General features: G+C 40.8%; 24 protein-coding genes. 5 read left to right on the plus strand and 19 right to left on the minus strand.

Annotated features, from left to right (window positions below; all coding sequences use genetic code 11):
* Positions 1 to 158 precede the first annotated feature (158 nt).
* The 9 genes from IEX12_RS13215 to IEX12_RS13255 form a co-directional block, all read right to left on the minus strand.
* Positions 159 to 1496: an ABC transporter permease gene (locus IEX12_RS13215; RefSeq protein WP_102415996.1), complete on the minus strand. Its 1338-nt coding sequence runs from the start codon at positions 1494 to 1496 to the stop codon at positions 159 to 161.
* Positions 1493 to 2185, minus strand: a complete 693-nt coding sequence (locus tag IEX12_RS13220) for an ABC transporter ATP-binding protein (protein WP_188725326.1) — start codon at positions 2183 to 2185, stop codon at positions 1493 to 1495. The genes IEX12_RS13215 and IEX12_RS13220 overlap by 4 nt, the downstream gene beginning before the upstream one ends.
* 130 nt (positions 2186 to 2315) lie before the next feature.
* Complete coding sequence (locus tag IEX12_RS13225; RefSeq protein ID WP_188725327.1) at positions 2316 to 3518, minus strand: hypothetical protein; 1203 nt, start codon at positions 3516 to 3518, stop codon at positions 2316 to 2318.
* Positions 3519 to 3530: 12 nt separating this feature from the next.
* The gene (locus IEX12_RS13230) at positions 3531 to 4364 is read right to left on the minus strand and encodes a hypothetical protein (protein WP_188725328.1); all 834 of its coding nucleotides are present in this window, start codon (positions 4362 to 4364) and stop codon (positions 3531 to 3533) included.
* A complete protein-coding gene (locus IEX12_RS13235; protein WP_088051199.1) occupies positions 4361 to 5050 on the minus strand; it encodes an ATP-binding cassette domain-containing protein in 690 nt (229 codons plus the stop codon). Before IEX12_RS13235 ends, IEX12_RS13230 begins: the two co-directional genes overlap by 4 nt.
* Complete coding sequence (locus IEX12_RS13240; protein ID WP_088051200.1) at positions 5043 to 5441, minus strand: GntR family transcriptional regulator; 399 nt, start codon at positions 5439 to 5441, stop codon at positions 5043 to 5045. Before IEX12_RS13240 ends, IEX12_RS13235 begins: the two co-directional genes overlap by 8 nt.
* Positions 5442 to 5624: 183 nt before the next feature.
* Positions 5625 to 6218, minus strand: coding sequence for an RDD family protein (locus tag IEX12_RS13245; RefSeq protein WP_188725329.1), 594 nt, complete (start codon positions 6216 to 6218; stop codon positions 5625 to 5627).
* Positions 6219 to 6374: 156 nt separating this feature from the next.
* Positions 6375 to 7913 (minus strand): D-alanyl-D-alanine carboxypeptidase/D-alanyl-D-alanine endopeptidase, encoded by a 1539-nt coding sequence (gene dacB, locus IEX12_RS13250; RefSeq protein ID WP_188725330.1) that lies wholly within the window; start codon positions 7911 to 7913, stop codon positions 6375 to 6377.
* A gap of 190 nt (positions 7914 to 8103) precedes the next feature.
* Positions 8104 to 8760, minus strand: a complete 657-nt coding sequence (locus tag IEX12_RS13255) for an aminoglycoside phosphotransferase family protein (protein ID WP_188725331.1) — start codon at positions 8758 to 8760, stop codon at positions 8104 to 8106.
* Positions 8761 to 9215: 455 nt separating this feature from the next.
* On the opposite strand from IEX12_RS13255, the gene selD reads away from it, so the two are divergent.
* Positions 9216 to 10265, plus strand: a complete 1050-nt coding sequence (selD, locus tag IEX12_RS13260; protein WP_102416002.1) for a selenide, water dikinase SelD — start codon at positions 9216 to 9218, stop codon at positions 10263 to 10265.
* A 28-nt stretch (positions 10266 to 10293) separates the two neighbouring features.
* Entirely contained in the window at positions 10294 to 11334 is a 1041-nt protein-coding gene (gene mnmH / locus IEX12_RS13265; RefSeq protein ID WP_155554275.1) for a tRNA 2-selenouridine(34) synthase MnmH, read from the plus strand.
* A 103-nt stretch (positions 11335 to 11437) separates the two neighbouring features.
* Here the strand turns inward: mnmH and nagZ are convergent, their stop codons facing one another.
* On the minus strand, positions 11438 to 12688 hold the full coding sequence (nagZ, locus tag IEX12_RS13270; RefSeq protein WP_102416004.1) for a beta-N-acetylhexosaminidase: 1251 nt from the start codon (positions 12686 to 12688) through the stop codon (positions 11438 to 11440).
* 92 nt (positions 12689 to 12780) lie between these two features.
* Here nagZ and IEX12_RS13275 point away from each other — a divergent pair, with 92 nt between their 5' ends.
* Positions 12781 to 13182, plus strand: a complete 402-nt coding sequence (locus IEX12_RS13275; RefSeq protein WP_088051207.1) for a VOC family protein — start codon at positions 12781 to 12783, stop codon at positions 13180 to 13182.
* A 344-nt stretch (positions 13183 to 13526) separates the two neighbouring features.
* Here IEX12_RS13275 and ilvA read toward each other — a convergent pair whose 3' ends face one another.
* The 9 genes from ilvA to IEX12_RS13320 all read right to left on the minus strand — a co-directional run bounded on the left by ilvA (position 13527) and on the right by IEX12_RS13320 (position 24189).
* Entirely contained in the window at positions 13527 to 14474 is a 948-nt protein-coding gene (ilvA, locus tag IEX12_RS13280) for a threonine ammonia-lyase (RefSeq protein WP_102416368.1), read from the minus strand.
* Positions 14475 to 14632: 158 nt separating this feature from the next.
* Complete coding sequence (leuD, locus tag IEX12_RS13285) at positions 14633 to 15238, minus strand: 3-isopropylmalate dehydratase small subunit (RefSeq protein ID WP_088051208.1); 606 nt, start codon at positions 15236 to 15238, stop codon at positions 14633 to 14635.
* Positions 15239 to 15252: 14 nt separating this feature from the next.
* Positions 15253 to 16659 carry a 3-isopropylmalate dehydratase large subunit gene (gene leuC, locus IEX12_RS13290; protein ID WP_088051209.1) on the minus strand — a complete coding sequence of 469 codons (1407 nt, stop codon included), beginning with the start codon at positions 16657 to 16659 and terminating at the stop codon, positions 15253 to 15255.
* Positions 16660 to 16679: 20 nt separating this feature from the next.
* A complete protein-coding gene (gene leuB, locus IEX12_RS13295; protein ID WP_102416005.1) occupies positions 16680 to 17786 on the minus strand; it encodes a 3-isopropylmalate dehydrogenase in 1107 nt (368 codons plus the stop codon).
* 21 nt (positions 17787 to 17807) lie between these two features.
* The gene (locus tag IEX12_RS13300) at positions 17808 to 19352 is read right to left on the minus strand and encodes a 2-isopropylmalate synthase (RefSeq protein WP_102416006.1); all 1545 of its coding nucleotides are present in this window, start codon (positions 19350 to 19352) and stop codon (positions 17808 to 17810) included.
* Complete coding sequence (gene ilvC / locus IEX12_RS13305) at positions 19339 to 20373, minus strand: ketol-acid reductoisomerase (protein WP_088051212.1); 1035 nt, start codon at positions 20371 to 20373, stop codon at positions 19339 to 19341. The genes IEX12_RS13300 and ilvC overlap by 14 nt, the downstream gene beginning before the upstream one ends.
* A 41-nt stretch (positions 20374 to 20414) precedes the next feature.
* Entirely contained in the window at positions 20415 to 20930 is a 516-nt protein-coding gene (gene ilvN / locus IEX12_RS13310; protein ID WP_102416007.1) for an acetolactate synthase small subunit, read from the minus strand.
* The gene (gene ilvB, locus IEX12_RS13315; RefSeq protein WP_155554272.1) at positions 20927 to 22654 is read right to left on the minus strand and encodes a biosynthetic-type acetolactate synthase large subunit; all 1728 of its coding nucleotides are present in this window, start codon (positions 22652 to 22654) and stop codon (positions 20927 to 20929) included. The genes ilvN and ilvB overlap by 4 nt, the downstream gene beginning before the upstream one ends.
* Before the next feature lie 587 nt (positions 22655 to 23241).
* A complete protein-coding gene (locus IEX12_RS13320; RefSeq protein ID WP_088051215.1) occupies positions 23242 to 24189 on the minus strand; it encodes an MBL fold metallo-hydrolase in 948 nt (315 codons plus the stop codon).
* A 209-nt stretch (positions 24190 to 24398) separates the two neighbouring features.
* Between IEX12_RS13320 and IEX12_RS13325 the strand changes: the two genes are divergently transcribed.
* Entirely contained in the window at positions 24399 to 24833 is a 435-nt protein-coding gene (locus tag IEX12_RS13325) for a hypothetical protein (protein ID WP_088051216.1), read from the plus strand.
* Between the two features lie 101 nt (positions 24834 to 24934).
* A complete protein-coding gene (locus IEX12_RS13330; RefSeq protein ID WP_188725332.1) occupies positions 24935 to 25549 on the plus strand; it encodes a spore coat protein in 615 nt (204 codons plus the stop codon).
* Positions 25550 to 25769 lie beyond the last annotated feature (220 nt).

The following is a 25769-nucleotide window of genomic DNA, read 5'->3' on the forward strand; positions in this document are numbered from 1 at the left end:
CCAATTACTAATTTTTCCATTTAACGATAAAACCTAGCATGCAATTTTTATTTTACAAACAAAAACAGAATCCATCCTATTGAATCTCCTTACAAAACCTTACGTAATTGTAAGAAAAAGAATGGAAGCGCCCTGATGGCGCTCCCAAGTATATCAAATTATACCTCTCGTCGCATTGCTTTTAATACATCAATTTTGGTTGCACGCTTAGCTGGGCGCATTCCTGATAGAATGGTAACAAGTAAACAGATCCCGACCGCTATTAAAACAAGTGTTGCAGGGATTGACGAGAACTTCAAACCTTCTGGAAGTTCTTCATCAAAAGCCATTTCCAATATTAGTGGCAGCCCGCTATTAACCAATAGACTCACACCATAAGCAACGATTGTCCCAATAATGGCTCCAATAATCCCAATATAACTGCTCTCCAGTAGAAATATTTGTTTGATTGTTTTTGGATTGGCACCAATTGCTTTCATAATCCCGATATCGGGTGCACGCTCCGTTACCGCCATTGTCATCGTATTATAGATGCCAATCGACGCGATTACAATGGCGATTGTTCCAACCAGGATCAAGCCGGCTTTTGCAATTGTAAAGAGTACGTTAATCTGCTTCATTTCACTAACAACAGAGTACGTTGCATAGTTTGCATTATCCAATTGTTTTGAGATGGCCTCTACACCCTCGAGATTTTTAGCATAGACCTTTACATCATCAAATGTATTTGAATCGTCCTCTGCCTCATAATCCGAATCTGGGATAACCCCTTTTGCAGTACCAGTGAAGGCCTCCACCTCCACCAGGACTTGTTGAGAAATGTATACTTTCGCATCCTCCATCCATTCCCTTGTCGGCTTTTCCGTCATACCCACAATTTTTAATGGAATCGTCTGTGTTTGCTCCTTGCCAGCCTCCTCCCCTTTACTGACTGTCATCTTTATTGTCTTACCAATCAGCTTCCCCTTGTATTGATATTCCTTTTTTAACTTTCCTTCTTCATCATATATGGCCTCGCCGTCAGATTCGGAATGAAGATAATTGGCAAAATCATAGCCGACAACAATTTCATTATCCTCCTTTGGCAGCCGCCCTTCATGCAGTTCCAAACCGGATTTTAATTCAGATGGAAAATCAGCTACCACTGTTTCTGCCTCTATCTGGTAATCTTCTATCTGGTAAACCGGCATTTGCTGCAGGTTTTTCTTTCTGGTAACAGCTTTTACTCCTTCAATCGATTCCATATATTCAATGTCACTCACCGTTAATGGCTGATAATTACCATCTTTACCCTCATGGCCATGGACGTCGATTTGGGTAACAATCTGCTGCTCCATCGTGTCATCAACGACTGTTTGCTGTAATCCATAGCCAATGGAAGCCAGCACAATGAGAAATGCGCAGCCCATTGCCGTAGCTAAAATGGTCATAAAAGTTCTGACCTTGTTCTTTTTAATATTTTGTCCGACAAATGAAAACCGATCTTTTAATCTCATAAGCTATCACCATCTTCCAAAAGTCTGCCATCCGCTATGGTAAGACTGCGGTTGCCGATCCCTGCAACTGCATCATCATGTGTAATAATTAGAAAGGTGGTCCCCAACTCACGATTCAACTGCTGGATAAACTGTAATAAATCCGCTTCTGTTTCACTGTCCAAGCTGCCAGTCGGTTCATCAGCAAGAATTAATGGCGGATTTAATACTAACGCCCTTGCAATACTAACCCGCTGCTGCTGTCCCCCGGATAATTCACTTGGATAATGATCCTGAAAATCAATTAACCCAACCTTGTCCAGCATTTCCTTCGTTAATTCTTTTCTTTTTGCAGCATCCATCCCTTGAAACGTTAATGGCAGTTCAATGTTTTGAAAGGCTGTCATACTTGGAATCAACTGGAAGCTTTGAAAAATAAACCCCAGATGCTCTAACCGAAAATCAGCAAATTGTGCCTCTGTGAATCCAGTTACCCGCTGATCGTTAATCCAGATTTCTCCTTCACTTGGCTGGATAAAACCACTAATCAAATTGAGCAATGTCGATTTCCCGGATCCACTTTTACCGACAATGGCAACTATCTCTCCCTTTTCCACATGAAAGGATATATCCTTCAGTACTGGCAAAATAGTCTTTTGCCCTTTTTTTCCTACTTCAAAGTGATGACTAAGTTGTTTTACGGTTATCAATGTTTATCCTCCGATTCTTAAATTCAATAAAAGATTTATCTATAAGTCGCTTTTACTTTTCAGTTCAGTTCAGCTTAGAAAGCAGGATTTGCTTTTTATGACTCAAAGCAAACCCCTTTATAGTGTTTCATTATTCGATTTCCATATCACCTAAATACAATGAACAGTTATCAAATTCAGCAGCTGGTTTAGCTTTGACTATTTCCCCTTGATAAAGTGATTTTCCCGTTTCCAAGCTCACGATAGTTAAAGTTGCTGTTTTGTTCTCATCTGTGCCATGAACAAGCACGTATAATTTCCCGCCTTTAATTGCTTTAAAAGATTCTGCATCTTTATCGATTTGTGGCTGCTTAATCGTAAATTTAGCTTGAACCGCTTTATCTTCTATATTATAGGGGGTAACAACAATCCCGTTTTCGTCCGTTTTCATACTGTAGATCGTTGAACCATCAAATATTTTCTCTTGGACTTGAAGCTCCTTTGGCAATTTCACAGCCTCTTTTTCTCTCGTTTCCAAATTATAAACATATAGCTCATTATCTATTTCTTTAGAATTAGATGAACCATCATTCAGTTGCACCTCTTCCCTGATAACCTTGTTAAGAAAAATATACTTAGACACCTCATTACTGGCTGTGCCATTTAACATGGAGATATCTGCATAACGATTTTCCTTCTGTTCCTGTGCTGCTGACATAATCGGTGATTCTCCGATAAAGCTGTTTGTTTTCATGTTAAAGCTGTATAGTTTGATTTCCATCTTGTTTTCACCATAACTTTGTGTAATTAACTGAAGTTCATCCCCAACAATTTGTACATCTATTACGTCTATATAACCTAGATATTTACCATTTGGTGCATCCATATCAAAATCGGTGGTTTTATCATTTTTCTTATTTAATATCGATACTGTAAACTCGAAACCCCCAGGGTTCATAGTAATGGGTTTATATTCGATAGCTCCATATACAAGATAGTCTTTATTTTCAACAAAGGATGCTGGATCGGGATATTTTCCTCGCATAAAGTTCCTATATTCCGTTTGATATTGTTTCATTTGTTTCCCTGGATTGCCTTTTAACCTGTCAAAAAACGAACGCTCGCTTGCATAATGTGAACCATCCTTTGTTATCTCTATTGGTTCATTTATCGACCTATTGTAATAAGTACCGTTCAGTACAATGTTATTTATTTCATTTTCGTTGCCTTGAATTGTTTTAATGACAAACTCCGGATACGGGCTCGCTGCAATAACGGAGTTTATATAGAACATTCCAATAGCGAGCACAGAAACCAGCGCAATCGCAATTAGCTTCCAATATTTTTTCATCATCATTTTCCCCTCCTACACCCTTATCTTTTTATTAAGTAAAAACCTGCTTACCAATATAGAAACAGCAAGGACAATTACTCCAATTCCAATTTCGATACCGAGCATTTCCAGCGGATAAAAATAGTTGACCTGTAAAAATTCTTCGATAAGAACTGGCGTAAAGAAAAAAATGACTCCTACAAGACAATAAGCAATACCCATTAGAATTCCTTTAATACGATAGCTTCGTTCAAATAATATGGCCGTAAACAATATCGCAACCGCCGTGAATCCAGCACCGTAATAAAGCACAAATTCAATAAAACTCTGTGGGATGATGATGGACAATTCGCGCATGCTTCTAATAATCTCCTGAGGAATTGAATCCACGCGAAACTCTTTTGGCACCATCCACTTTAAAATTGTACTTTCAATTGGTAACAGGATTAATTGCAGTGCAACAAACCCGAATGTCGATAATAAAATAGTTGTGATTTTCGCGAAAAACACGTTCAGTCTGGCAGTTGGCAGCATTAAAAGCCGGTAAACAAATGTATTTTTACCAAACCAATCGCGATACCAAATAAAAAAGATGTAAAACGCTACTGCTGCTATACAAAGTGCAATTGGTCCAAAAAACCAGTTACTTGTAGTGATGTCAATCATGCTCATTGGCCCTGTTTCAGAAAGAAATTGTGCTTTTGGTATCATATCCTCATTAATTGCTTTGTTCGCCTGGTTTAAATAACTTTTTGATTTAACAATGACTCCTGCTATTTGGAGAACTACCGTAATAGCTAATAAAACCGCATATAGCTTTGCAAAACGATTGAATTCAAAATTAACCAGCTTCAAATACCGTTTCATGGCTGATACACCTCTCTCATCACATCAATAACAGACTTTCCTTCAGTTTCTCGAACCTCTTCCGTATTGAATTCCTTTAATACAATTCCATTATCCAGCAACACAACTTTATCGATTAAATGCTCAATATCGTTTATTTCATGAGTTGTTATGATCACACCACGGTCCTCAATCAAATGACTGGTAAATACATCCGCAATCTGTTCTCGGCTAAACATATCAATGCCGGAAAATGGTTCATCCATTAAAATAAATTCAACATCCATTGCCAAACCAAGTAAAAGATTAACTTTTGCTGTATTTCCTTTTGATAGCTCTGCTATTCGGTCCGTTTCTTTCAGCTTAAAGAAGCCGAGTAATTCCGTTGCACGTTCCGGATTCCAGCAATCATAAAAATCGTTCATAAACTCCATTGCATCCGCTATACGCATTTGCGGCAGCATCGTTATGGCATCCGGGATGAAGGTGATTTTTTCAAAGCTGGTTTTCGTGATTCTTTCCCCATTCATTAAAATCTGTCCACCGTTTATCGGCGTAAGTGCCATAATCGCGTTGAGAATCGTTGTTTTTCCTACGCCATTTATCCCAATCAAACAAGTAATCTCACCTTTATTCGCAGTAAATGACACCCCGTTAAGCACTTGTTTACGGCCAAACTTTTTCTTGATATCCTTTACTTCAATCATGGTTGTCTCCCTCCCGTTCCTTGCCTTCCTCTGCATACTTTTCTTTAACCAGATTCAGCACCTCATCAACCGGAACATTAATGGAACGGACGGCGTGGACAAAGGAACTTACCGCCTGCATAATAAGCTCCTCACGAACGGTTTTTAAAATTTGTTCATCTTTCGTAATCCTGCTAGGTAAATTGCGCTCTGTATAAATCAATCCTTCCTCCTCCATTTCCTTATATGCTCGTTGTGCCGTGTTTGGATTTATTTTTAATTTATTCGCTAATTCCCGTCGTGACGGAATTTCCTGTCCAGGTTCGAGTAATCCAGTTGCAATCTCTTCTTTAAAATGACGAATGACTTGGACATATACAGGATCCCGATTATTAAACTTTGCGTTTTTCATAGACACAGCTCCCATATTTCTCAGATGTGTAGCTTTATTGAATGGTGTATTAAGGGGGTAATACACCATTCGCATAAAAAACTGTGTATTAAGATATTAATACACCCTTGTGATGTATTATACGGTTAATACACTTTGACGTCAATAAGGTTTTTTAAATAATTGTGATAAAAAATTCTTTTATTAGCCAAAAAATATATTGTTGTTTTCATCATCCTGACAATCTTTATGTCGGTCATAGGTCGTATCATAATCCCCTTCAAGAACGATTGTATTTGCAATTAAGTCATGAATGGAACAATGATCGTTTCGAATGCAGATTATGAAAATGGATAAGATAGGCAACCCATAGATAATTACCATAAATAAGACAAAAGCGAAAACCGGGATATTCCAGTCATTATGAAATCCTGTAAAAATGAATGTATGGGCCATTTGCCACGGCAGTAGTTTAATGATATTTTTCAGTATTACCTGCGTTAATGTTAGTGGTAAATTACCAATCGAATCGATATGGATATGCATCATTCGTTTTCCAAAGGTAGCTCTGGCTTTTCCATACTCAGTTATCACAAAATATAAGAAAACAGGAAAAAGTAATGTTGAAAAAGCGATCAGTTCTTCTCCCAAACGCCCCATTGCAGGTGGCCCATCAAGAAATATATGGTACAATAACTGTGTGACCCCAAGTAAACCGATTACATATACGATAATCAAAAGAATATCTACTAGTAAGGCTAGCAGTCTCTTTTTTAAGCTGGCAGCACTTTTTGACATACGTTCACCCCTGAATTTTATTCCGATTCTAAAGTTAGCAATCATTGTTTGGCATGGTGAGGGTAATAACTCCCCTAAAATCTGTTCTTAATGGAAATAACGAGAAAGTAATTTGAAGGCTGTTCCTCCCCAAAAGAGATGGAACAGCCTGATTATCTACTGCCCTTCCATTTCATGCTCAGCAAGTGTTGTTGCAATAGCATCTTCTATTGCCGTAATCTTTCCGCTTGAACCAAGGTAATTATTAATCAAAATGGAAAAGACCAGATCCTCCCCATCCTTTGACGTAACATAGCCGGAAAGGGTGGAGACACCAGTTAAAGAGCCCGTTTTTGCAGTAACATTCCCTTTAGCTGGGCCTGAAGTCATTCGATTACGCAATGTACCGCCGACTAATCGATCCGGTTCGCCTGCAATTGGCAGTGATTTTTTGAAAGCCGGGAACCAGCTTTTATTCTGTGCTTCCACTAATAACTGGGTGAGATCGTTGGCTGGAATCATTGTTTTATGAGACATCCCTGAACCGTCACGCAATTGGATTGTGTCCGGATTAACTCCAAGGTCCTCAGCCACGTCCTTGATCACCTTGAGGCCCTCATCCCAGCTTCCTTCCTTACCGACAACCTTTCCCATTTCTTTCGTTAACATTTCCCCGTGCCCATTGTTACTCAATTTCATAAAGGGGATCAGTAATTCCTTCAGGGGCATTGATTCCTTAAAGGTAAGTATCCGTGCTCCGTCAGGGGTTGCATTATATTTTTCTTTGGATTTCCCAATAAAATCAATCCCTTGTTCCTTTAAAGAGGCTTTAAAAACACTTAACACATAGCCAGCAGGTTCCCATACAGATGACCAGGCGCGTGAGGTCGAACCATCTTCGGGCATTGTCCCTTCAACTATTATTTTATTTGATCCATGCTCCCGCTCAATAGAAATGTCCTTCTCTCCATCCGCCGCTACCATTTTTGTCTTGTTCACGATTGTAACGTAGTTTGTTTCTGGTGTAACCGTGACTTCGGCTCGTCTAGCGGGATTTTGGGAAGGGTTCACTTCCACGATAACTGTCCCTGCATCATAATCCTCATTAGGAGATAATGTTAATGCGGACACTTGAGCACCGGTGTAAAAAGGTTCATCTGACCAATTTAGATCCTGTGAGAGGCGAACATCATCATACCATGTATCGTCACTGACCAGATCGCCTTTAATTTTGTTGATGCCAAATTCTTTTAATTTCTTCGCAAACTGGTCAAGATCTTCTTTCAGTAAGGTAGGGTCTCCTTTTCCTTTGAGATAAAGGTTCCCATGCAATACCTTTCCTTTCTTATTGCCATCGGTTAAAACCTCTGTACGAAAGCGGTAATCCTTTCCGAGTGTTTCCAATGCGGCAGCTGCAGTAAGTAATTTCATGTTGGATGCCGGGTGCAAGCGAATATCCCCAAGCTGTTCGAAAAGCAATTCACCGGTTTCTGCTTTCTTGATACTGACACCGGTTGTCGTCCCATCCAGGTGCTCATTATCCAGAATAGCCTCCAGCTTTTCGTCCAGTGTGGCATTTTCGTCAAACACTGCTTCTGTATTTTCATCGGATGCCTTTACCAATAAACCTTCTTCCCGATCCATAAAAGGGACAATAGCAAGAAATGTAAGCAAAACAAGTAATAAACTGTTTCTTGTACAGGTTCTCCAATCCATGGGCATGTCCACATCCTTTTATAATTTGAATATTTTAATTATATAGTAAAGGAATAGAGAGGAATAGAGTGCTTGTTAAAAACACAACTAATGAACTATAGAAAATGTTTACAATTTAATCAAAGGGTCACTACCCGTGGGGTTACGATATTCAATTGTCCCTTATCATTATGGTTGCCATTGCGATCATTCACCGGTTTTTATTGCTATTGCTAACCACCCAGGATTTCGATCGGGATTTTCTCAAATAAACATCGGCTAATGCTATTGAAAACCGTGAATACAAAAGATACGTGCGATATATGTCGGCACGTATATCTCCTGCACTGGAATCAACCCAATCTATAATTGTCACTTTGTCCTCTGACATAATCAAATTAAACAAATGATAATCTCCATGACAAAGCCTTTCCTCAAATGTCACCGCTTTCAATTTTTGCATTAGAGCAAACTTATGTCTTTTATCCAAATTAGGGGCTGATTTAATTTGACGGCTTAATTTTTCAGACATTGGCTCAAGAGAGTTAGCGATAATCATATGAATTTTTTGTTGTATATCAATGGAAATATTCATGTAATATTCTGCTTGTTCCATGTTTTCGGATAGGATATCACCTATTGTTCTACCCTTAATATATTCCATTATTATAGCTTGTTTCCCATCTATTTTCGTAACATCCAATATTTTTGGTACAGAGAGTCCACACGAATAAGCATGTTCTTGCTTATATGCTTCATATAAAGATTCCGTGTCCGGCAAATAGTTATTAAATACTTTAATGATCTTGTTTTCATGTAGATAGATTTTAGCTGTATTTCCTATTGCTATTGGAGCACCTAAATTCATTGGGGGATCTCTCCTTTCCTGAACATATAATTTTGGGGACAATACTATAAAAAAGATAATTCACCGACATCAAAATTTACCATTACCAAAACCAAAAATAAAAAAATTAGTATATACTCATAATAAGATTTGAGCTTGATCTTTTCGAAGTCTTACGTGCCACGTAGGCTATTAATGTAGAAAAGGTGGGGCTCACTTTTTGTTTTTACTAGTGTATTGTTTGTTAATTTGTTTAACAGTTAATTCTAGCATACCTTATCCAAGACAAGGTTTCATCCTTTTTCTTTCTTTACTTATAAGCTAGTACAGTGGAATCCAATTCTTTCTATTTTACAAGTACTTCTGTAGAACAGACCATCCCATTAGTACTTCTATGACTTGTTCCAGACCTTGATTATGTTAAAATTAAATTATTCATTATATATCGCCGTGTTTAATGGAAGGATGACAATAAAATGGAAAAAACAAATACAATAAGACTCACAACCCTTTCTTCAAAAGGAGGGTGTGGCTGTAAAATTGGACCTGCTGATTTATCACAGGTATTGCGCGCTTTGCCACCGACTGTAAAAAATCCTAATTTACTTGTTGGGCTGGATACGAGCGATGATGCTGGTGTGTATAAATTAAACGATGATACAGCTTTAGTTCAGACGGTTGACTTTTTTACGCCGATCGTTGACGATCCATATGCTTTTGGCCAGGTTGCTGCAGCAAATGCGATCAGTGATGTATATGCAATGGGCGGAAAGCCGATAACTGCACTTAATATCGTTGCATTTCCCATTTCATCATTAGACAAAGGTATTCTTGCTGAAATATTACGAGGTGCCGGTGATAAACTGGCGGAAGCAGGCGTCTCTCTGGTCGGGGGTCACTCAATCGATGACAAGGAACCAAAATTTGGTCTTGCTGTTACCGGAACGGTTCATCCGGATAAAGTAAGAACCAATACAGGAGCAAAACCCGGTGACAAACTAATTTTAACGAAGCCTATTGGTGTCGGTATTTACTCGACATCCATTAAAAATGATTTGCTCAGCGAAGAAGAAATAAACCGGGTTACCGAAGTGATGACAACCTTGAACAAAAAAGCTGCAGAAACAATGGAAAGCTACGATGTGCATGCATGTACAGATGTTACGGGGTTTGGACTGCTTGGTCATGCTTCGGAAATGGCTAAAGGCAGCAATGTTGAAATTCGCATTATAAAAGACCAAGTACCTGTTTTACCACGCATAAAAGAACTCGCCGAGTCAGGTGCAGTACCAGGTGGAACGAAAAATAATTTTGATCATGTAAAAGATATTGTATCCTTCCCTGAATCATTGGATCAAACGGATAAATGGATTCTATGTGATGCGGTAACATCCGGCGGACTATTAATTTCTGCAGCCGATGATGATGCGAATGCACTTCTTGCAGCACTACAAGATAAGGGTGTAGAAGCGCAAATAATCGGGGAAGTCACCGAAGGCAAAAATGGACAAATAACTGTTTTGTAGTTTTTGAATTGAGGAAGTGACGTAATTTATGTTTCACGATATAGCACTAGATGACCTATTTGCCTTACAAAAAAATGAAGCACATACATTAATTGATGTACGTTCACCAAAAGAATTTAACGAGGCCACTATCCCTGGCAGTGTTAACATCCCAGTCTTCACAACCGAAGAACGAGCTGAGGTTGGTACCATTTACAAACAGGTCGGCCCTGAAGCAGCAAAAGAACGGGGGCTTGCGATTTTTTCCGCAAAGCTCCCGGACTTTATCGATAAATTCCGAAAAGTAGATACGCCTAAAACAGTTTTCTGCTGGCGCGGCGGTATGCGCAGTAAAACAGCAGCAACCGTCCTTGATCTGATGGGAATCAAGGCCAATCGTTTAAGTGGTGGCTTTCGAACCTACCGCCAATGGGTTGTTAGTGAATTGTCCAAACATGAGTTTAAACCTGATCTGTATGTGTTAAATGGCTTTACAGGAACTGGAAAAACCGCAATCTTGAAGCAGCTTGAGCTAAAAGGATATCCGGTAATTGATCTAGAAGGAATGGCCAACCACCGCGGTTCGATTTTCGGACAAATCGGGCTTCAACCAAGCAATCAAAAAAAGTTTGAAGCACTGCTTGTCGAAAAGCTATTGCAATACAAGGATGTCCCGTTTGTATTTGTAGAAGGGGAAAGCAAACGGATCGGCAAAGTGACACTTCCGGATTTCCTTTATGAAAAAAAGGAAAAAGGTATGCAATTAATTATTGATTTACCAATGGAAGAACGAATCCGGAATATTTTAGATGATTACCAGCCTTGGAATTCCCCACAAGACTTTGTAGAGGCATTTCAAATTATTAAAAAGCGAATCCACACCCCGGTTGCCAAGGAAATTGATGAAGGATTGCGGAATGACAATTATACCGAGGCGATTCAGTTGTTGCTTGAATATTACTACGATCCAAGATATAAGTATGCGGCAAAACAATATCCGGATGATAAAAAAATCCATATCCGTGCCAAAAACATGGAGGAAGCATTACACGGTATCGAAAATGTGTTAAACCAAAAAGCTATGAATTAATAGTACTGTTTGTTTACAACTTGTTTCGCTATCTTGATTGCACAAAATCAGGTAACCACATGTTGCTGGTTACCTTTTTGTATTTACATAACTGGCAGGAACTCTATAATGCCGTTTCCATAATTTTGTTCAACTGCCTTATGTTAATGGATTCTGTTTGCTTATTGCTAATATCATACTTCCTTTTAAGCTGGATGATCCGACTGACACTTTCATTAATTCTTTCCTCTGTTAGCTCACCATTATGGACAGCATCCTCTAAAGCCTTGATAACAGTTATGACATTATGATAATCATGAGCTACCAAAATCATATCATTCCCTGCCTTAACACTCTCAACTGCCGCCTGTCCGATATCAAAATGATCCGTGATTGCCTGCATTGTCATATCATCCGTTATTACGACACCCGAAAACTTAAACTGATTTCGGAGAATCCCATCTATTATTTTGGGTGACATGGATGACGGGAATTCCGGATCAATCTTCGGCAGCAAAATATGTGCCACCATGACGACGTCTGCTCCATTTTGAATCGCACGCTCAAACGGAATGAGTTCAACCCTATGCAGTTCCTCGAGACTTTTATTCACTTTAGGGAGTTCCAAATGTGAATCAACAGATGTATCTCCATGCCCGGGAAAATGTTTAATAACGGATATAATTCCTTCTGACTGAATGCCCTTCATCGTTTGGGTACCTAGATCACTGACGATTTCGGGATTATTGCCAAATGACCGATCACCAATAACCGGATTGTCCGGGTTACTGTTCACATCCAAAACCGGGGCAAAATCCAGATTGAACCCAAAAGCAGTTAATTGCTTCCCCAACATTGATCCTATTGTATAGGAGTATCCGCCATTCCCCTGCTCACCAATATGTTTATTTGAAGGAAGGTTGATTAAATCCCCTGGCAATCTGGAGACCTCTCCACCCTCTTGATCAACCCCCAATAATAGCGGCAGACGGTTCCTGACATTTTTTGTTTTTATTTCATTTAATAAGTCAATCGTCTGGTTCGGACTTTCCATATTGTTCGCGTATAATATGATACCTCCAACCTTATGTTTTCTTATCAAATTTAGGTTATCTTCATTTAAAGAAGTTCCACTAACGCCAGCTATCATCATTTGGCCGATTTTTTCATCTAAACTCATATTTGCTATAATTGCTGCATTATCGGATTTATCGTTTAACTCTGGAGCCTGTTTCTGTTCTAATGATTTTTTTGCCATTTCAGAAGACTTGGCAATAACGGATCCGTCATTTTGCTGATTACCTTTTCCAATTATGGTAATTCCGACGATTATAAGCATGATCGTGGCTATCATATACGCTGCTATCTTCCCCATTTTCTATTCCTCCGGCTACAATTTCTTTCTTTTCTATTTCTATGAATAGTATTGGTAGGTTATACTAAATAAAAATAATGGAGGTATCCGAAATGAAAAAACTTATTCCACATATCAGAATCGAAAATTGCAAAGTAGCTGTTGAATATTATCAAAGGGCATTTGGCGGTGAAATTAAAAACACGCAGTTGGCGGATGGAATAGAAATGTTCAAGGGACACGAAGGGAAATATATTCACGCAGAATTACATATTAATGAAAATTGTATTATTTATTTTGCCGATGTGTTTGGTGAAAAACCTGCAAATGGAAGTAACATCCTGCTCGGACCTGATCTTGATAGTGAGGAAGAGATTAATCAGGTCTACAGTTTTTTAGCAACAGATGGAGAGGTTAAAATGGAGCTGCAGGATACATTTTGGGGAGCCAAGCATGCAATTGTAAAAGACAAGTATGGCATTTCATGGGAACTTAATTATGAAACAAAGGCGTAACGCCCAGTTAGCGGCTAGAGGACTCTCGCCCTGCCATTTAGTGTGGTTCGGTGTTGCTGTCGGGAGCAGCGGTCTTAACCGAACAAACAACCGCAGGAGATAAAGGAAACACGGTGAGCTGGGGGGCTGCAGGATGCAGGTCAGTTCGGTGTGGCGATTGTCGTCGCGGTTTTAACCGAACTTCCCCTCTCACCGATGTTGACTAATCGTATGGAGGTGAGGGAAATCCACTGGGCGCTGGAGCCGGACGTGGCCTTACTCTGATGCAAGCTGAATAGAGCTTGAATTTTATATCTCCTTGGCCTGCAAAATGATAATAGCTAATTAGTGACAGGCACTTTTCTTTAAGCTGGGAAACGCATTTTTTCGGCTAATTGCTGCATGGACGGAAGCATGTTAATATCCATGTTCCCGCCACTGACAATCACACCACAATGTCTGGATCTAATTTGCTCATGATATTTGAACAATGCGGCTAATGATGCCGCACCGGCACCTTCAATTAATGTTTTGTTCCGCTCTAGCATATATAAAATAGCTGCAGCAATTTCTTCATCTGTTACGGTTACAATATCATCCACATATTCCCGTATTAGTGGTAATGTATGTTTACCAGGCTGTTTGACTGCTATACCCTCTGCAATGGTCGAAACAGATTTCAAATTTTTTACCCGTTTCGTATGGTAGCTTTCATACATGGCTGAAGCTCCACAGGCTTGAACCCCAATAACCTTGATATTACGATTTACATGTTTGGCCGCAACCGAGATACCACTAATCAAGCCACCGCCACCAATGGGCACCATAATCGTATCCATCCGGTCTTCCTGCCTGAGCATTTCCATGGCAATGGTGCCTTGACCAGCCATCACGTCATAATCATCAAATGGATGAATATAAACAGCACCGGTTTGCATTTGCCTTTTTAGTGATGCTTCATATGCTTCCTGAAATGTTTCACCAGTAAGCACTACTTCAGCTCCATAGTTCCGGGTCGCATTCACCTTGGCATGTGGCGTCTTCTCTGCCATGAATATCGTTGCCCGTGCCCCTAATTTTGCCGCAGCATGCGCAACACCTTGGGCATGGTTACCTGCTGATGCAGTGATAACACCTTTATTTAATTGCTCTTTTGATAGCTGCATTAGTTTAAAGCTTGCACCTCTAAACTTGAATGCACCTGTTTTTTGCTGGTTTTCCATTTTAAAATAAACATGTTTTCCAATTAAATTATCTGTAGTCGCTGATGTAAGTAATGGTGTACGGTGAACGATGGGGGTTAAACGTTCCATCGCAGTATGCACTTTTTCACCTGTTAAGCAATTCCCAATTGTTTCACACTCCTAGGTTGAAAGTTTTAACTATTCTTTTGATTAAGCTCAGGAGAGGAAGCACCTCCCCCGGAAACGTTACCGACAAAATTTGGGAAGTGACAAATACCTTATGACACTTATTCGGAACCCATCGCCACTTTCTTTTGCCCGGCACTCTCAAATGCGGTAATTTTGTCCTCATGTTGTAATGTTAGTGCAATTTCGTCCCAGCCGTTTAGCAGCTTTTCCTTATGATAAGCCGGGATGTCGAAATGCACTTCACGCTGCCCATCCGTTATTTGCTGATTTTCCAGGTCAACAGCTAATACTAAATCAGCCTTGTTCGCTTGATCCAGCCATTGATTTACTTGAGTCTTATCCAATTTAATTGGAATAATCCCGTTTTTTAACGCATTATTATAAAAAATATCGGCAAAGCTTGGTGCGATAATGACGCGGAATCCATAATCAAGCAAGGCCCATGGTGCATGTTCCCTGGACGATCCGCAGCCGAAATTCTCTCCTGCTACTAATATCGATGCCTCTTGGTATTCCGGATTATTCAGGCTAAAGTCGACTCGGCTTTTGCCATCGTCGTCAAACCGCCAATGATAAAAGAGAAATTCACCAAATCCGGTTCGTTCAATTCGTTTAAGAAATTGCTTCGGGATAATTTGATCAGTATCAACATTCGTCCGATTTAACGGATAAACTAATCCCTGATGCTGTTGAATAGCCTCCACGACGTAATCACCTCCTAACTTGGCACTCCAGTAAACGTACGAACATCGACAAAATGGCCTTCAATCGCGGCCGCTGCCGCCATTTCCGGACTTACCAAATGCGTTCTGGAACCATTTCCTTGTCTTCCTTCAAAGTTTCGGTTGGATGTTGATGCACACCTTGACCCTGGTGGTACAACATCATCATTCATCGCCAAACACATACTGCATCCAGCTTCACGCCACTCAAAGCCTGCCTGTTTGAAAATTGTATCGATCCCTTCTTTTTCTGCTTGCGTTTTAATAGTGAAGGAACCTGGCACAACTATTGCCCTGACTCCTGGTTTAACCTGTTTGCCTTTTACAATTTCTGCAGCCTTTTGCAAATCGGCGAGCCGCGAGTTGGTACAAGATCCAATAAATACATGATCAATTTCAATCGACGTAATTGGCTGATTTTCCTCAAGTCCCATATATGCTAGTGCCCGTTCTACATCTTCCCGGTACTCAACATCGTTTAAATCAGGAGTCGATCCACTAACAGGGACACACATACCAGGATTTGTTCCCCAAGATACTTGTGGCTCAATTTCCTCAGCATTAATGGTTACGGTTTTGTCGTAAACAGCACCTTGATCCGTTGCCAGGTCAAGCCAGCTGGCCGCTAATTCGGTAAATTCCTCGCCATCAGGGACGTATTCCTTTCCTTGCAAAAATTCAACCGTTTTTTCATCTGGGCTAATCAGACCGGCTCTTGCTCCCGCTTCAATCGACATGTTGCATACGGTCATACGTCCTTCCATCGATAAATTGCGAATCGCATTACCTGTATATTCGATTACATAGCCTGTTCCAAACCGGACACCGAATTTGGCGATAATCGCAAGAATCAGATCCTTTGCCGTCACCCCGGCACCCAGTTCGCCCTCAACCTGCACATTTAATGTCTTCGGTCGTTCCTGCCAAATGGTCTGTGTTGCCAAAACATGTTCGACTTCACTTGTGCCGATCCCAAAAGCGAGTGCACCAAATGCGCCATGTGTAGATGTATGGCTGTCACCGCATACGATAGTCTTCCCTGGCTGTGTTAAACCAAGCTGCGGACCAATCACATGGACAATTCCCTGATCCGGATGATACATATCAGCTAGCTTAATTCCATTTGCCTCACAATTCTTTTTCAATGTCTCCATTTGTTTCTTAGCTATTTGGTCTTTGACAACATCCCGATTTTGTGTCGGGACATTGTGGTCCATTGTTGCATACGTTAAATCCGGCCGCCGTACTTTACGATTGTTCAGACGCAGCCCCTCAAACGCTTGTGGAGAGGTTACTTCATGAACTAGATGCAGATCAATATACAGTAAATCAGGTTTTCCCTCTTCCTGATGTACGACGTGTTTATTCCAGATTTTCTCGATGATTGTCTTGGGCTTCCCCACTTTATCATTCCCTCCCTCGGTTAGACGTACATACTGCAAATACTATTTGAAACACCTTTTGTCGTTAGATTTTCCACTACGATTTCCGTTATTTCCTTCGTACTCACTTGCTTACCGCCGGCAATTTTTAAATCAGCGGTATGATATCCTTGTTCAAGGCATTGCTGTACAGCTTCCTCAATTTCTGCAGCCTCCACTTCCATCTGGAAAGAATGTTTAAGCATTAATGCTGCTGAGAGAATCATCCCTAAAGGATTGGCGATTCCTTTTCCGGCGATATCCGGTGCTGAACCATGGACAGGTTCATAAAGCCCAACCCCATCCGTTCTAATGCTGGCAGAAGGCAGCATTCCCAGCGACCCTGTTAAAACCGATGCCTCATCACTTAAAATATCCCCGAATAAATTCTCTGTAACGATAACATCAAATTGGGTTGGCTGTGTGATCAGTTTCATTGCTGCCGCATCGACAAGCAGATGCTCAACTGTTACATCCGGATAATCCTGTTGCTTTTCATTGACAATTTCCCGCCAAAGCCGGCTGGATTCCAGCACATTGGCCTTATCAACCGATGTTAGATGGTTGCTCCTTAGTCTGGCAGTTTGAAAAGCTTTGTCAATAATCCGTTCCATTTCGCTTCGTTGATAGGAAAGTGTATCAACAACCGCATTGCCGTTATCTCGCCGTTCACTTGGCTTGCCAAAATAAAGGCCGCCTGTCAGTTCACGGATAATCATAATGTCGTTGCCTTTTACCACCTCTTCCTTCAATGGCGATGCATGGAGCAGCGGGGCAAACCCCTTGATCGGACGCAGATTTGCAAAAAGGCCGAGTGATTTCCGGATCCCAAGCAGTCCTTTTTCCGGCCTCAGATGTGCAGGAAGGGAGTCCCATTTACTTCCTCCAACAGCGCCTAATAAAACGGCATCTGCATTATGGCATGCCTTTATGGTATCTTCCGGCAAAGGTGTTCCATATTGATCAATTGCGTCACCACCGATCGCATGCTGATGAAAAGTAAACCGGTGACCAAACTCGCTGGCAACCGTGTTTAGAACAACTTTCGCCGCTTCCATAATTTCTTTCCCAACACCATCACCCGGAAGCAGAATTATTTGTTTATTCATAAGCTCCCCTCCTTAATAAGTTTATTTTACAGCTTGCTTCTTATTACTCGTCTGCTGATATACAATATATCGGTTTACCGCATTAAGAAACGCATTTGCCGATGCTTCTATTACATCTTGGGCTGAACCTCTGCCATTCATTGGGTCGCCATTTATCACGAGTTGAACATGTGATTCAGCAAGTGCATCTTTGCCGCGTCCAACTGAATTAAGCTGATAATCAACGAGATGCAAGTCTTCTTTGATTAACGAATCTAACGTTTTATATAGTGCCTCGACACTGCCCTGTCCCGTACAAGCCGCTTGCAAGGTCTCTCCAGCAGGGGATTTTAACTTGACGGTAGCAGTTGGAATATTTGTCGTACCATACTGCACCTGGAACATTTCCAGTTGATATTTATCGACCTTTGAAGTATCCGTCTGAATTTCTGTCAAAATGGTAAAAAGATCATCATCCGTTACTTCTTTTTTGCGATCCGTTAAAAGTTTAAACAAGTTAAATGCTTCTTGCAGTTTTTCATCAGATAATTCATATCCTAGCTCTTGAACCTTATCTTTAAACGCATGGCGTCCGGAATGTTTACCTAAAAATAGTGTATTTGAGCTAACACCGACCATTTCAGGTGTGATAATCTCATAGGTTGACGCGTGCTTCAGAACACCATCCTGATGAATGCCTGACTCATGAGCAAACGCATTCCGGCCGATGACTGCTTTATTCGCTTGCACATACATGCCAGTTAATTTTGCAACAAGATCACTGGTCCGTTTCGTCTCATTCAGTTTCAAGTTGGTTGTATACGGATAATGATCGGAGCGAATCTTCAACGCAACAGCAACTTCCTCAAGTGCCACATTACCTGCGCGCTCCCCAATTCCATTAACGGTTCCTTCTACTTGGGTAGCCCCGTTTTCCACTGCAGCAATTGAATTCGCTACGGCCAAGCCCAAATCATTATGGCAATGACAAGAAAGCCTGACTCGGTCAATATTTGGCACCGTTTCTGTAATATAGCGAAACATGTTGCCATATTCAGCCGGTGTCGCATAACCGACCGTATCTGGCAAATTGATCACCGTTGCACCCGCGTCAATCACTCGTTCAATGATTTGGGCAAGAAATTCCAAATCAGAACGGGAGGCATCTTCTGCCGACCACTCCACCTGTGGGAACTTTTGTCTCGCGTATGAAACCATATCTACCGCTGTGTTAATCACTTGCTCTGGTGATTTTTTCAATTTATAGGTCATATGAATCGGCGATGTCGCCAGAAATACGTGTAAACATGGCTCCGGTGCACCTTTTAATGCCTCCCAGCAGGCGTCAATATCTGATTTAACAGCTCTTGCCAGCCCTGTCACCGAAGTGTCCCTAATCGTTTCAGCAATTGTTTTCACCGCATTAAAGTCACCTTTGGAGGAAGCAGGGAACCCTGCCTCCATCCGGTCAATACCAAACCGTTCCAGTTGTTTGGCAATTTCCAGCTTCTCCAGCTGATTCAGATTGACTCCTGGAGATTGCTCGCCGTCGCGTAATGTTGTATCAAAAATTTTAATTTCTGACATGTTCTTTCACATCCTTTTGCTTATTTTGTAATGGCTGCTTCACAAAAGGCATTAAATCCCGTAACTCCCTTCCTACTTTTTCGATTAAGAGTTGATTTTCTTTTTTATTGGTTGCATTGAATTTAGGGCGGTTTGCCTGATTTTCAAGAATCCAGCCTTTGGCAAATTCACCTGATTGCACATCTGCAAGTATTTCTTTCATCCGTGCCTTCGTTTCATCATTTACCACTCTTGGACCTGAGGTAAAATCACCCCATTGTGCCGTATCAGAGATGGAGTAGCGCATATTTTCCAGCCCGCCTTCATAGATCAAATCAACAATTAGCTTCATCTCATGCAAACATTCAAAATAGGCAACTTCAGGCTGATACCCCGCTTCAACCAATGTTTCAAATCCTGCTTTAATTAAATGGGTCAGACCGCCACACAACACCGCCTGTTCTCCAAACAAGTCTGTTTCGGTTTCTTCTTGGAAAGATGTTTCCAGAATGCCTGCTCTTGCAGCACCGATTCCGTCTGCATATGCAAGGGAAAGCTGTTTTGCATTTCCAGTCACATCTTGAAACACGCCGTATAATGCCGGGACACCAGCACCTTCTTCGTATGTCCGGCGTACCAAATGACCAGGCCCTTTTGGAGCTACCAGGAATACATCCACATTTGCCGGAGGTACGACTTGCGTAAAATGAATATTAAATCCGTGGGCGAACGCGATTGCACTTCCCGGTTTCAGGTTATCTTTAATACTTTCATGATAGACTGCAGGCTGCAATTCGTCCGGAAGAAGTACCATTACAACATCAGCCTGGTTAACTGCCTCCCCTACGGAATAAACAGTAAAGCCATCTTCTTCTGCTTTTGCTTGGGATTTTCCTGGTCTAAGACCAATAACTACATCATAACCGCTGTCACGCAGATTTAATGCATGTGCATGCCCCTGTGATCCATAACCTACTACAGCTATTTTCTTTCCTTGTAATACCTCTTTTTGAATATCCTTTTCGTAAAGTACTTTTGCCATTTTAATTCCTCCCCATAGTGTTTAATTCATCTATTTTTAAGTTAAATGGATAAATAATTTATTTCTGTAACCGACTTCTGCTGTCCTCTCAGAAATGCTGTCATCCCTGTTTTGGTTAATTCTTTTATTCCATAAGGTTTAAGCAATGTGATCAGGGCATCTACCTTATCCGGTTTACCAGTGACCTGGATCGTCAGACTATCTTTGCTAACATCAATTACAGATGCACGAAAGGGAGCGATAACTCCTTGAATTTCTGCTCTCGCTTGCCCGCTTCCAACTACTTTTATCAAGGCTAGTTCCCTGGCAACCATTGCCTTGTCTGTAATATCCGACACTTTAATGACATCAATTTGCTTGTTTAACTGTTTTGTCAACTGCTCTGACTTTTGATCATCACTTACATCAACAACGAGTGTCATCTTGGATATGCCCTCCGTTTCCGAACTGCCAACGGAAATACTCTCGATATTAAATTGGCGTTTGGAAAGCATCCCTGTAATCCGATTAAGCACCCCGCTGCGATTCTGAACGGTTGCTGTTATAATCCGTTTCATTTCGTCACCCCAATCATTTCGTGGTTTCCCTTTCCTGTAGGAACCATTGGGAAGACACATTCCATTTTGACTACGCGGCAATCGACAACAACAGGTTCGTCACTTGCAAAAATAGCATCAAGCATTTCTGGGACCTCTTCCTCTTTTTCAACTTTCAGTCCACGAACACCGTAACTCTCTGCTAATTTTACGAAGTCCGGACTTGAAATGATGGACTCTGCGTAACGTTCTTCGTAAAATTTCTCCTGCCACTGTCTAACCATTCCTAGTGAGCCATTATTAACAATGAGAACCTTTACTGGCAGCTGATAATCCTTCAGCATGGAAAGTTCCTGAAGTGTCATTTGGAAGCCACCATCACCAACAATTGCAACAACAACTTCATCCGGTGCACCTAATTGTGCTCCGATTGCTGCCGGAAAGCCAAACCCCATCGTTCCAAGGCCACCCGACGTTACCCATTTGTCCGGTTTATCAAAATGATAAAATTGAGCCGCCCACATTTGGTGCTGACCAACATCTGTTGTGACAATCGCTTCTCCATTTGACTTGCGATACACTTGTTCTATGAGCCATTGCGGTGATACTGACTCTTCTGACCTTTCGTACCATAACGGGAAGTTCGCTTTATTAGCTTGCAATTTTTCTTTCCAGGCTTGATTATCGGGTACTTCGATTGAACTATTTAACAATGCTAGTAATCCTTCTCTGGAATCGGCAACAACTGGAATTTCAGTCGGAATGTTCTTGCCAATTTCCGCTGGATCAATATCAATATGGGCAATTTTAGCGTTTGGCGCGAAGTGTTCCAAACTTCCAGTTAAGCGGTCATCGAATCGCGCTCCAATATTAATCAACAAATCACATTCATAAATTGCCATATTCGCTGCATACGTTCCATGCATACCGCCCATCCCTAAAAACAGCGGGTTAGTTCCTGGAAAACTTCCTAAACCAAGTAAGGTAGTTGTGATTGGAAGTTGATATTTCTCGACAAACATCTTTAGTTCGTGAGAGGCTTTACCAAATAATACACCCGCTCCGGCAAGTACCATAGGTTTTTTGGATTTGGATATCGCATCAGCAAGCTTTACAATTTGTAACGGATTCGGCTTTATTGTCGGTTGATATCCCGGCAAATGAACATCACTGTTAAATTTTTCAGCCGAAGCTTGAGTCGAGATGTTCTTCGGTATATCAATAACAACTGGCCCCGGTCTTCCTGTAGTTGCAATATGAAAAGCTTCTTTTACAACCCTTGGCAATTCGGACAATTGTTTTATTTGGTAATTGTATTTTGTAATAGGCGTTGTAACCCCCATAACATCTGTTTCCTGAAATGCATCTGTCCCGATCACATTGCTTCCTACCTGACCAGTAAAGATCACAAGTGGAAGCGAGTCCATCATGGCATCCGCTATTCCAGTTACCAAATTTGTTGCGCCCGGTCCTGATGTTGCTAATACTACACCAGGTTTCCCAGTAACACGGGCATATCCTTCCGCAGCATGAATGGATCCCTGTTCATGTCTTCCAAGAATGTGCTTAAAAGACGTCTTACTGCGATACAATGCATCGTAAATCGGTAAGACAGCACCACCCGGATAACCAAACAGTGTGTCTACTCCTGCTTCTTCTAATGTTTCAATGAGCAGTTCAGCACCCGTTATTGATTTTTTTGCACTATCCAATTCACCTTCAACCTCCACTTTCACTTTGTTCATACCTCCTTGTATATAAAAATTAATAAAGACCCTTCTCACCCCAAAATCTGCGTATCATCAGAATTTATTGGGATGAAAAGGGTCTTTCTTTTCACGGTACCACCCAGGTTTACAGCATTCTCGCGAATACTGCCTCATGGACTAAAATCCAGCCCACTTTGATAACAGGTGCATCGAAGCACCTGGCTAAGCCTAATTAGTTCTTCATCTGTTCAGCCCAGCACTCAGGGAAGATGTCGGAGTAAGATGTATTTCTAGGCTTCCAGCAACCCTAGATCTCTGTAAATACATTTCGCTTATCCTTTATTCCCGTCATCGAGTTAATCGCCATATGGAAACTTTATTAATGATATTGCGAATTATCATACAACGTTTTTCCAAAAGGGTCAACAGGCATTTTTCATTTTTTTGATACTTTCGATAAATCAGAACTAAATGTTTGCGCTTACATTACCCGCGAATTAAGGGTTTTCTCAGAATAAAAAAAATTAATTTTTTATATATGAAAAAGCGATTTATTCCGTTCATGGAATGTATCGCTTTTTTCATACTCCACGTTTAAGCACTTAACCTTCGCAAGCACTTTTTTACCTATTTCGTTTCTGATAATAATCAATTAAACCAAGTGCGCTAACCTGCATGTCAACGTTAATTAATATATATACCCCATGATCATCTTCAACCAGTAATGTCCGCAAATATTCTTTTACATGCTGCAGCATTCGTCCCGCAAGTTCATTATATCCCTTTCCTTCCTTGAAAACCTGCTCGCCTTCCTGCTCGAAAACAGTAAGCCATTCAGATACTTGCTTCAGCGCTTCATCCACCTTTTCCGTCATCCCAAAGTGGCCAAAAAAGATCCGATCCACATTCATGCTGCGTATTCGTTCAATCGCAGAACGCATTGCTTCCGGATCAAATTGATTAGGGGATGTAGAAGGTAAAAATAAATCAACGCCATCACGTACTAACTGCTCATAACGAATTCCAACCGTATCTCCAGTAAAAATACCGTTACTAACCGGATCGAAAATACAAAAATGGTGTTTGGCATGACCCGGTGTATCAAAAAATGCAAGCGTACATGCCGAACTAATTTGTAATGTATCTCCTTCCCCTTTAATAAGTAACCTTTCCTCGGATACCGGAATAATCGGGTCGAATAATTCCGCAAAACTGTCGCCATAAACTGCTCGTGCCCCAGCCACTAGCCGCTTCGGATTTGCAAGATGCCGCGCCCCTTTGGGATGAACAATAATTTGCGCATTTGGACACGATTGGATAAATAAGCCGGCACCCCCTGCATGATCTAAATGAATATGTGTGACGATAATATACTTTACCTGTTCCAATGAAAAACCAAGCGATTCTAATCCCTGCTTAATATACTTAACCGACGGGCTGGGGCCTGTTTCAATCAATGTCAAGTCCTCTTCATCAATCACGTATGTACCTGTTCGTCCCGGAACACCAAGATCATAACCGTCAATCAGGTAAATCCGTTCATCAATTTGTATCGGTTTCTTTGCTTTCATTTTGATCCTTCCTTCTGTACTTTTATTCATAATTTTCACTAAAATGGGCGTCTTTTATCATTATACAGGATTTCAAAACGTTGTTACAAAAAAATTATCAAAGAACCTTTTAAATATCCAAAACCCCTGCATAAAAGTTTCAAAAAGTTAGATACTAAAACAAAATATCCCAACCAAGGACAAAGTTGGTGAAACAAGGAGGAATTATTTTGAAAAAACTTCTTTATGGTTTAGTTGTAATTTTAGCATTGGTCGTGATTGCATATGGAGCAAATCGTAATATGCCTTCAGCCGAAATTGGTACTGGAGATTCTATCCAGCTCAATCATAGTATGGCAGAAGAGATTTCAAGCGGAATCGAAACTGTTTTAATCGCTTTAAAAGAATTTAAAGCAGTAACGGAGCAATCCCCCGATGATACGACAGCAATCCAAACAAGCGGCAAAGATGTGGAAGCCAATTGGGATAAAATCGAAAAGCGGGTAGAAAAGATGGATCCCGTCGCATACGAAGACATTGAACGAAGCTTATATCCGCTGATTGCCGAAGCAGGAAAAGATCAGCCAAACGTCGTAATGGTTCAGCAGCTTATTGATGAAACGATGGAAAAATTAACTGAATTCAAGGAAGAGATGGGAGCATAGTAGTTACAATTAACTTCTGTCATCCGGTTAACAAGTGTGTATGAATACTTTTTTTGAAACAGGATAAAATAACGCTGACAAATTTGAAGGAGGTAATGTAGGTGCAAAATCAAAATCAGCAGCAAAATTTGCAAGGATCACCACAAATGCCATCACAGCAAGACTTTGGTGGACATGACATGTTTGATGCTCATGAAGCCTTATCAACATTAACAGGTGGACTGGAGCAATATTTATTATATGAACAGCACATTCAAGACCAGGAATTAATGGGAATTGCCCAGCGTCATCGCGCATTTTGTACACAGCTTTACAACACAATATGTGAAACTTTTAAATCGGGACAGGATCCGACGGTAAAAACACAATCCTACGAGATGGAGCAAAACAATAATGTTATTTACGGCATGAAGCCATCTTCTTCAAAAACTCCTAGTCAATCGGTAAATGAATTAAACGATCAGTGTATATCCGGCTTTATGCTTGGTCAGTTAAAATCTACTGCTTCCGCATTTACCATGACCGCATTGGAGATGACCAACCCTGTCTTAAGACGCATTTTTGCAGACAGTATTCCGAATGTGATCGAAATGGCCTATGAGGTATTTTTGTATCAAAACAAACATCAATATTATCAAGTTCCACAATTAAATCAGCAGGACATGCAAGCATTTCAAAATAGTTATGCACCCGTTCAGGGTACAATGCCTCACTAAGCTCCACTAGCCGCTGGGCGACCTGTGCTGAAGGCGGTTAAACTGCCTGTCACCAAATGGTGACAGGCAGTTATTTAGACCTATTCACCCCGAATATTCACCTTATTGGTAACTTTTGTATAGTTTAAGTTTACCTAAAAATAATGATTGACTTCCAACAAAAAATAGGCATCGAAAAGTTCTAGTGATAAATGAACTTTTTGATGCCTATTTTAACGTT

Origin of the sequence: Lentibacillus populi, assembly GCA_014642895.1 — a bacterium.
In the GTDB taxonomy this organism is placed as follows: Bacteria; Bacillota; Bacilli; order Bacillales; family Amphibacillaceae; genus Lentibacillus_C; species Lentibacillus_C populi.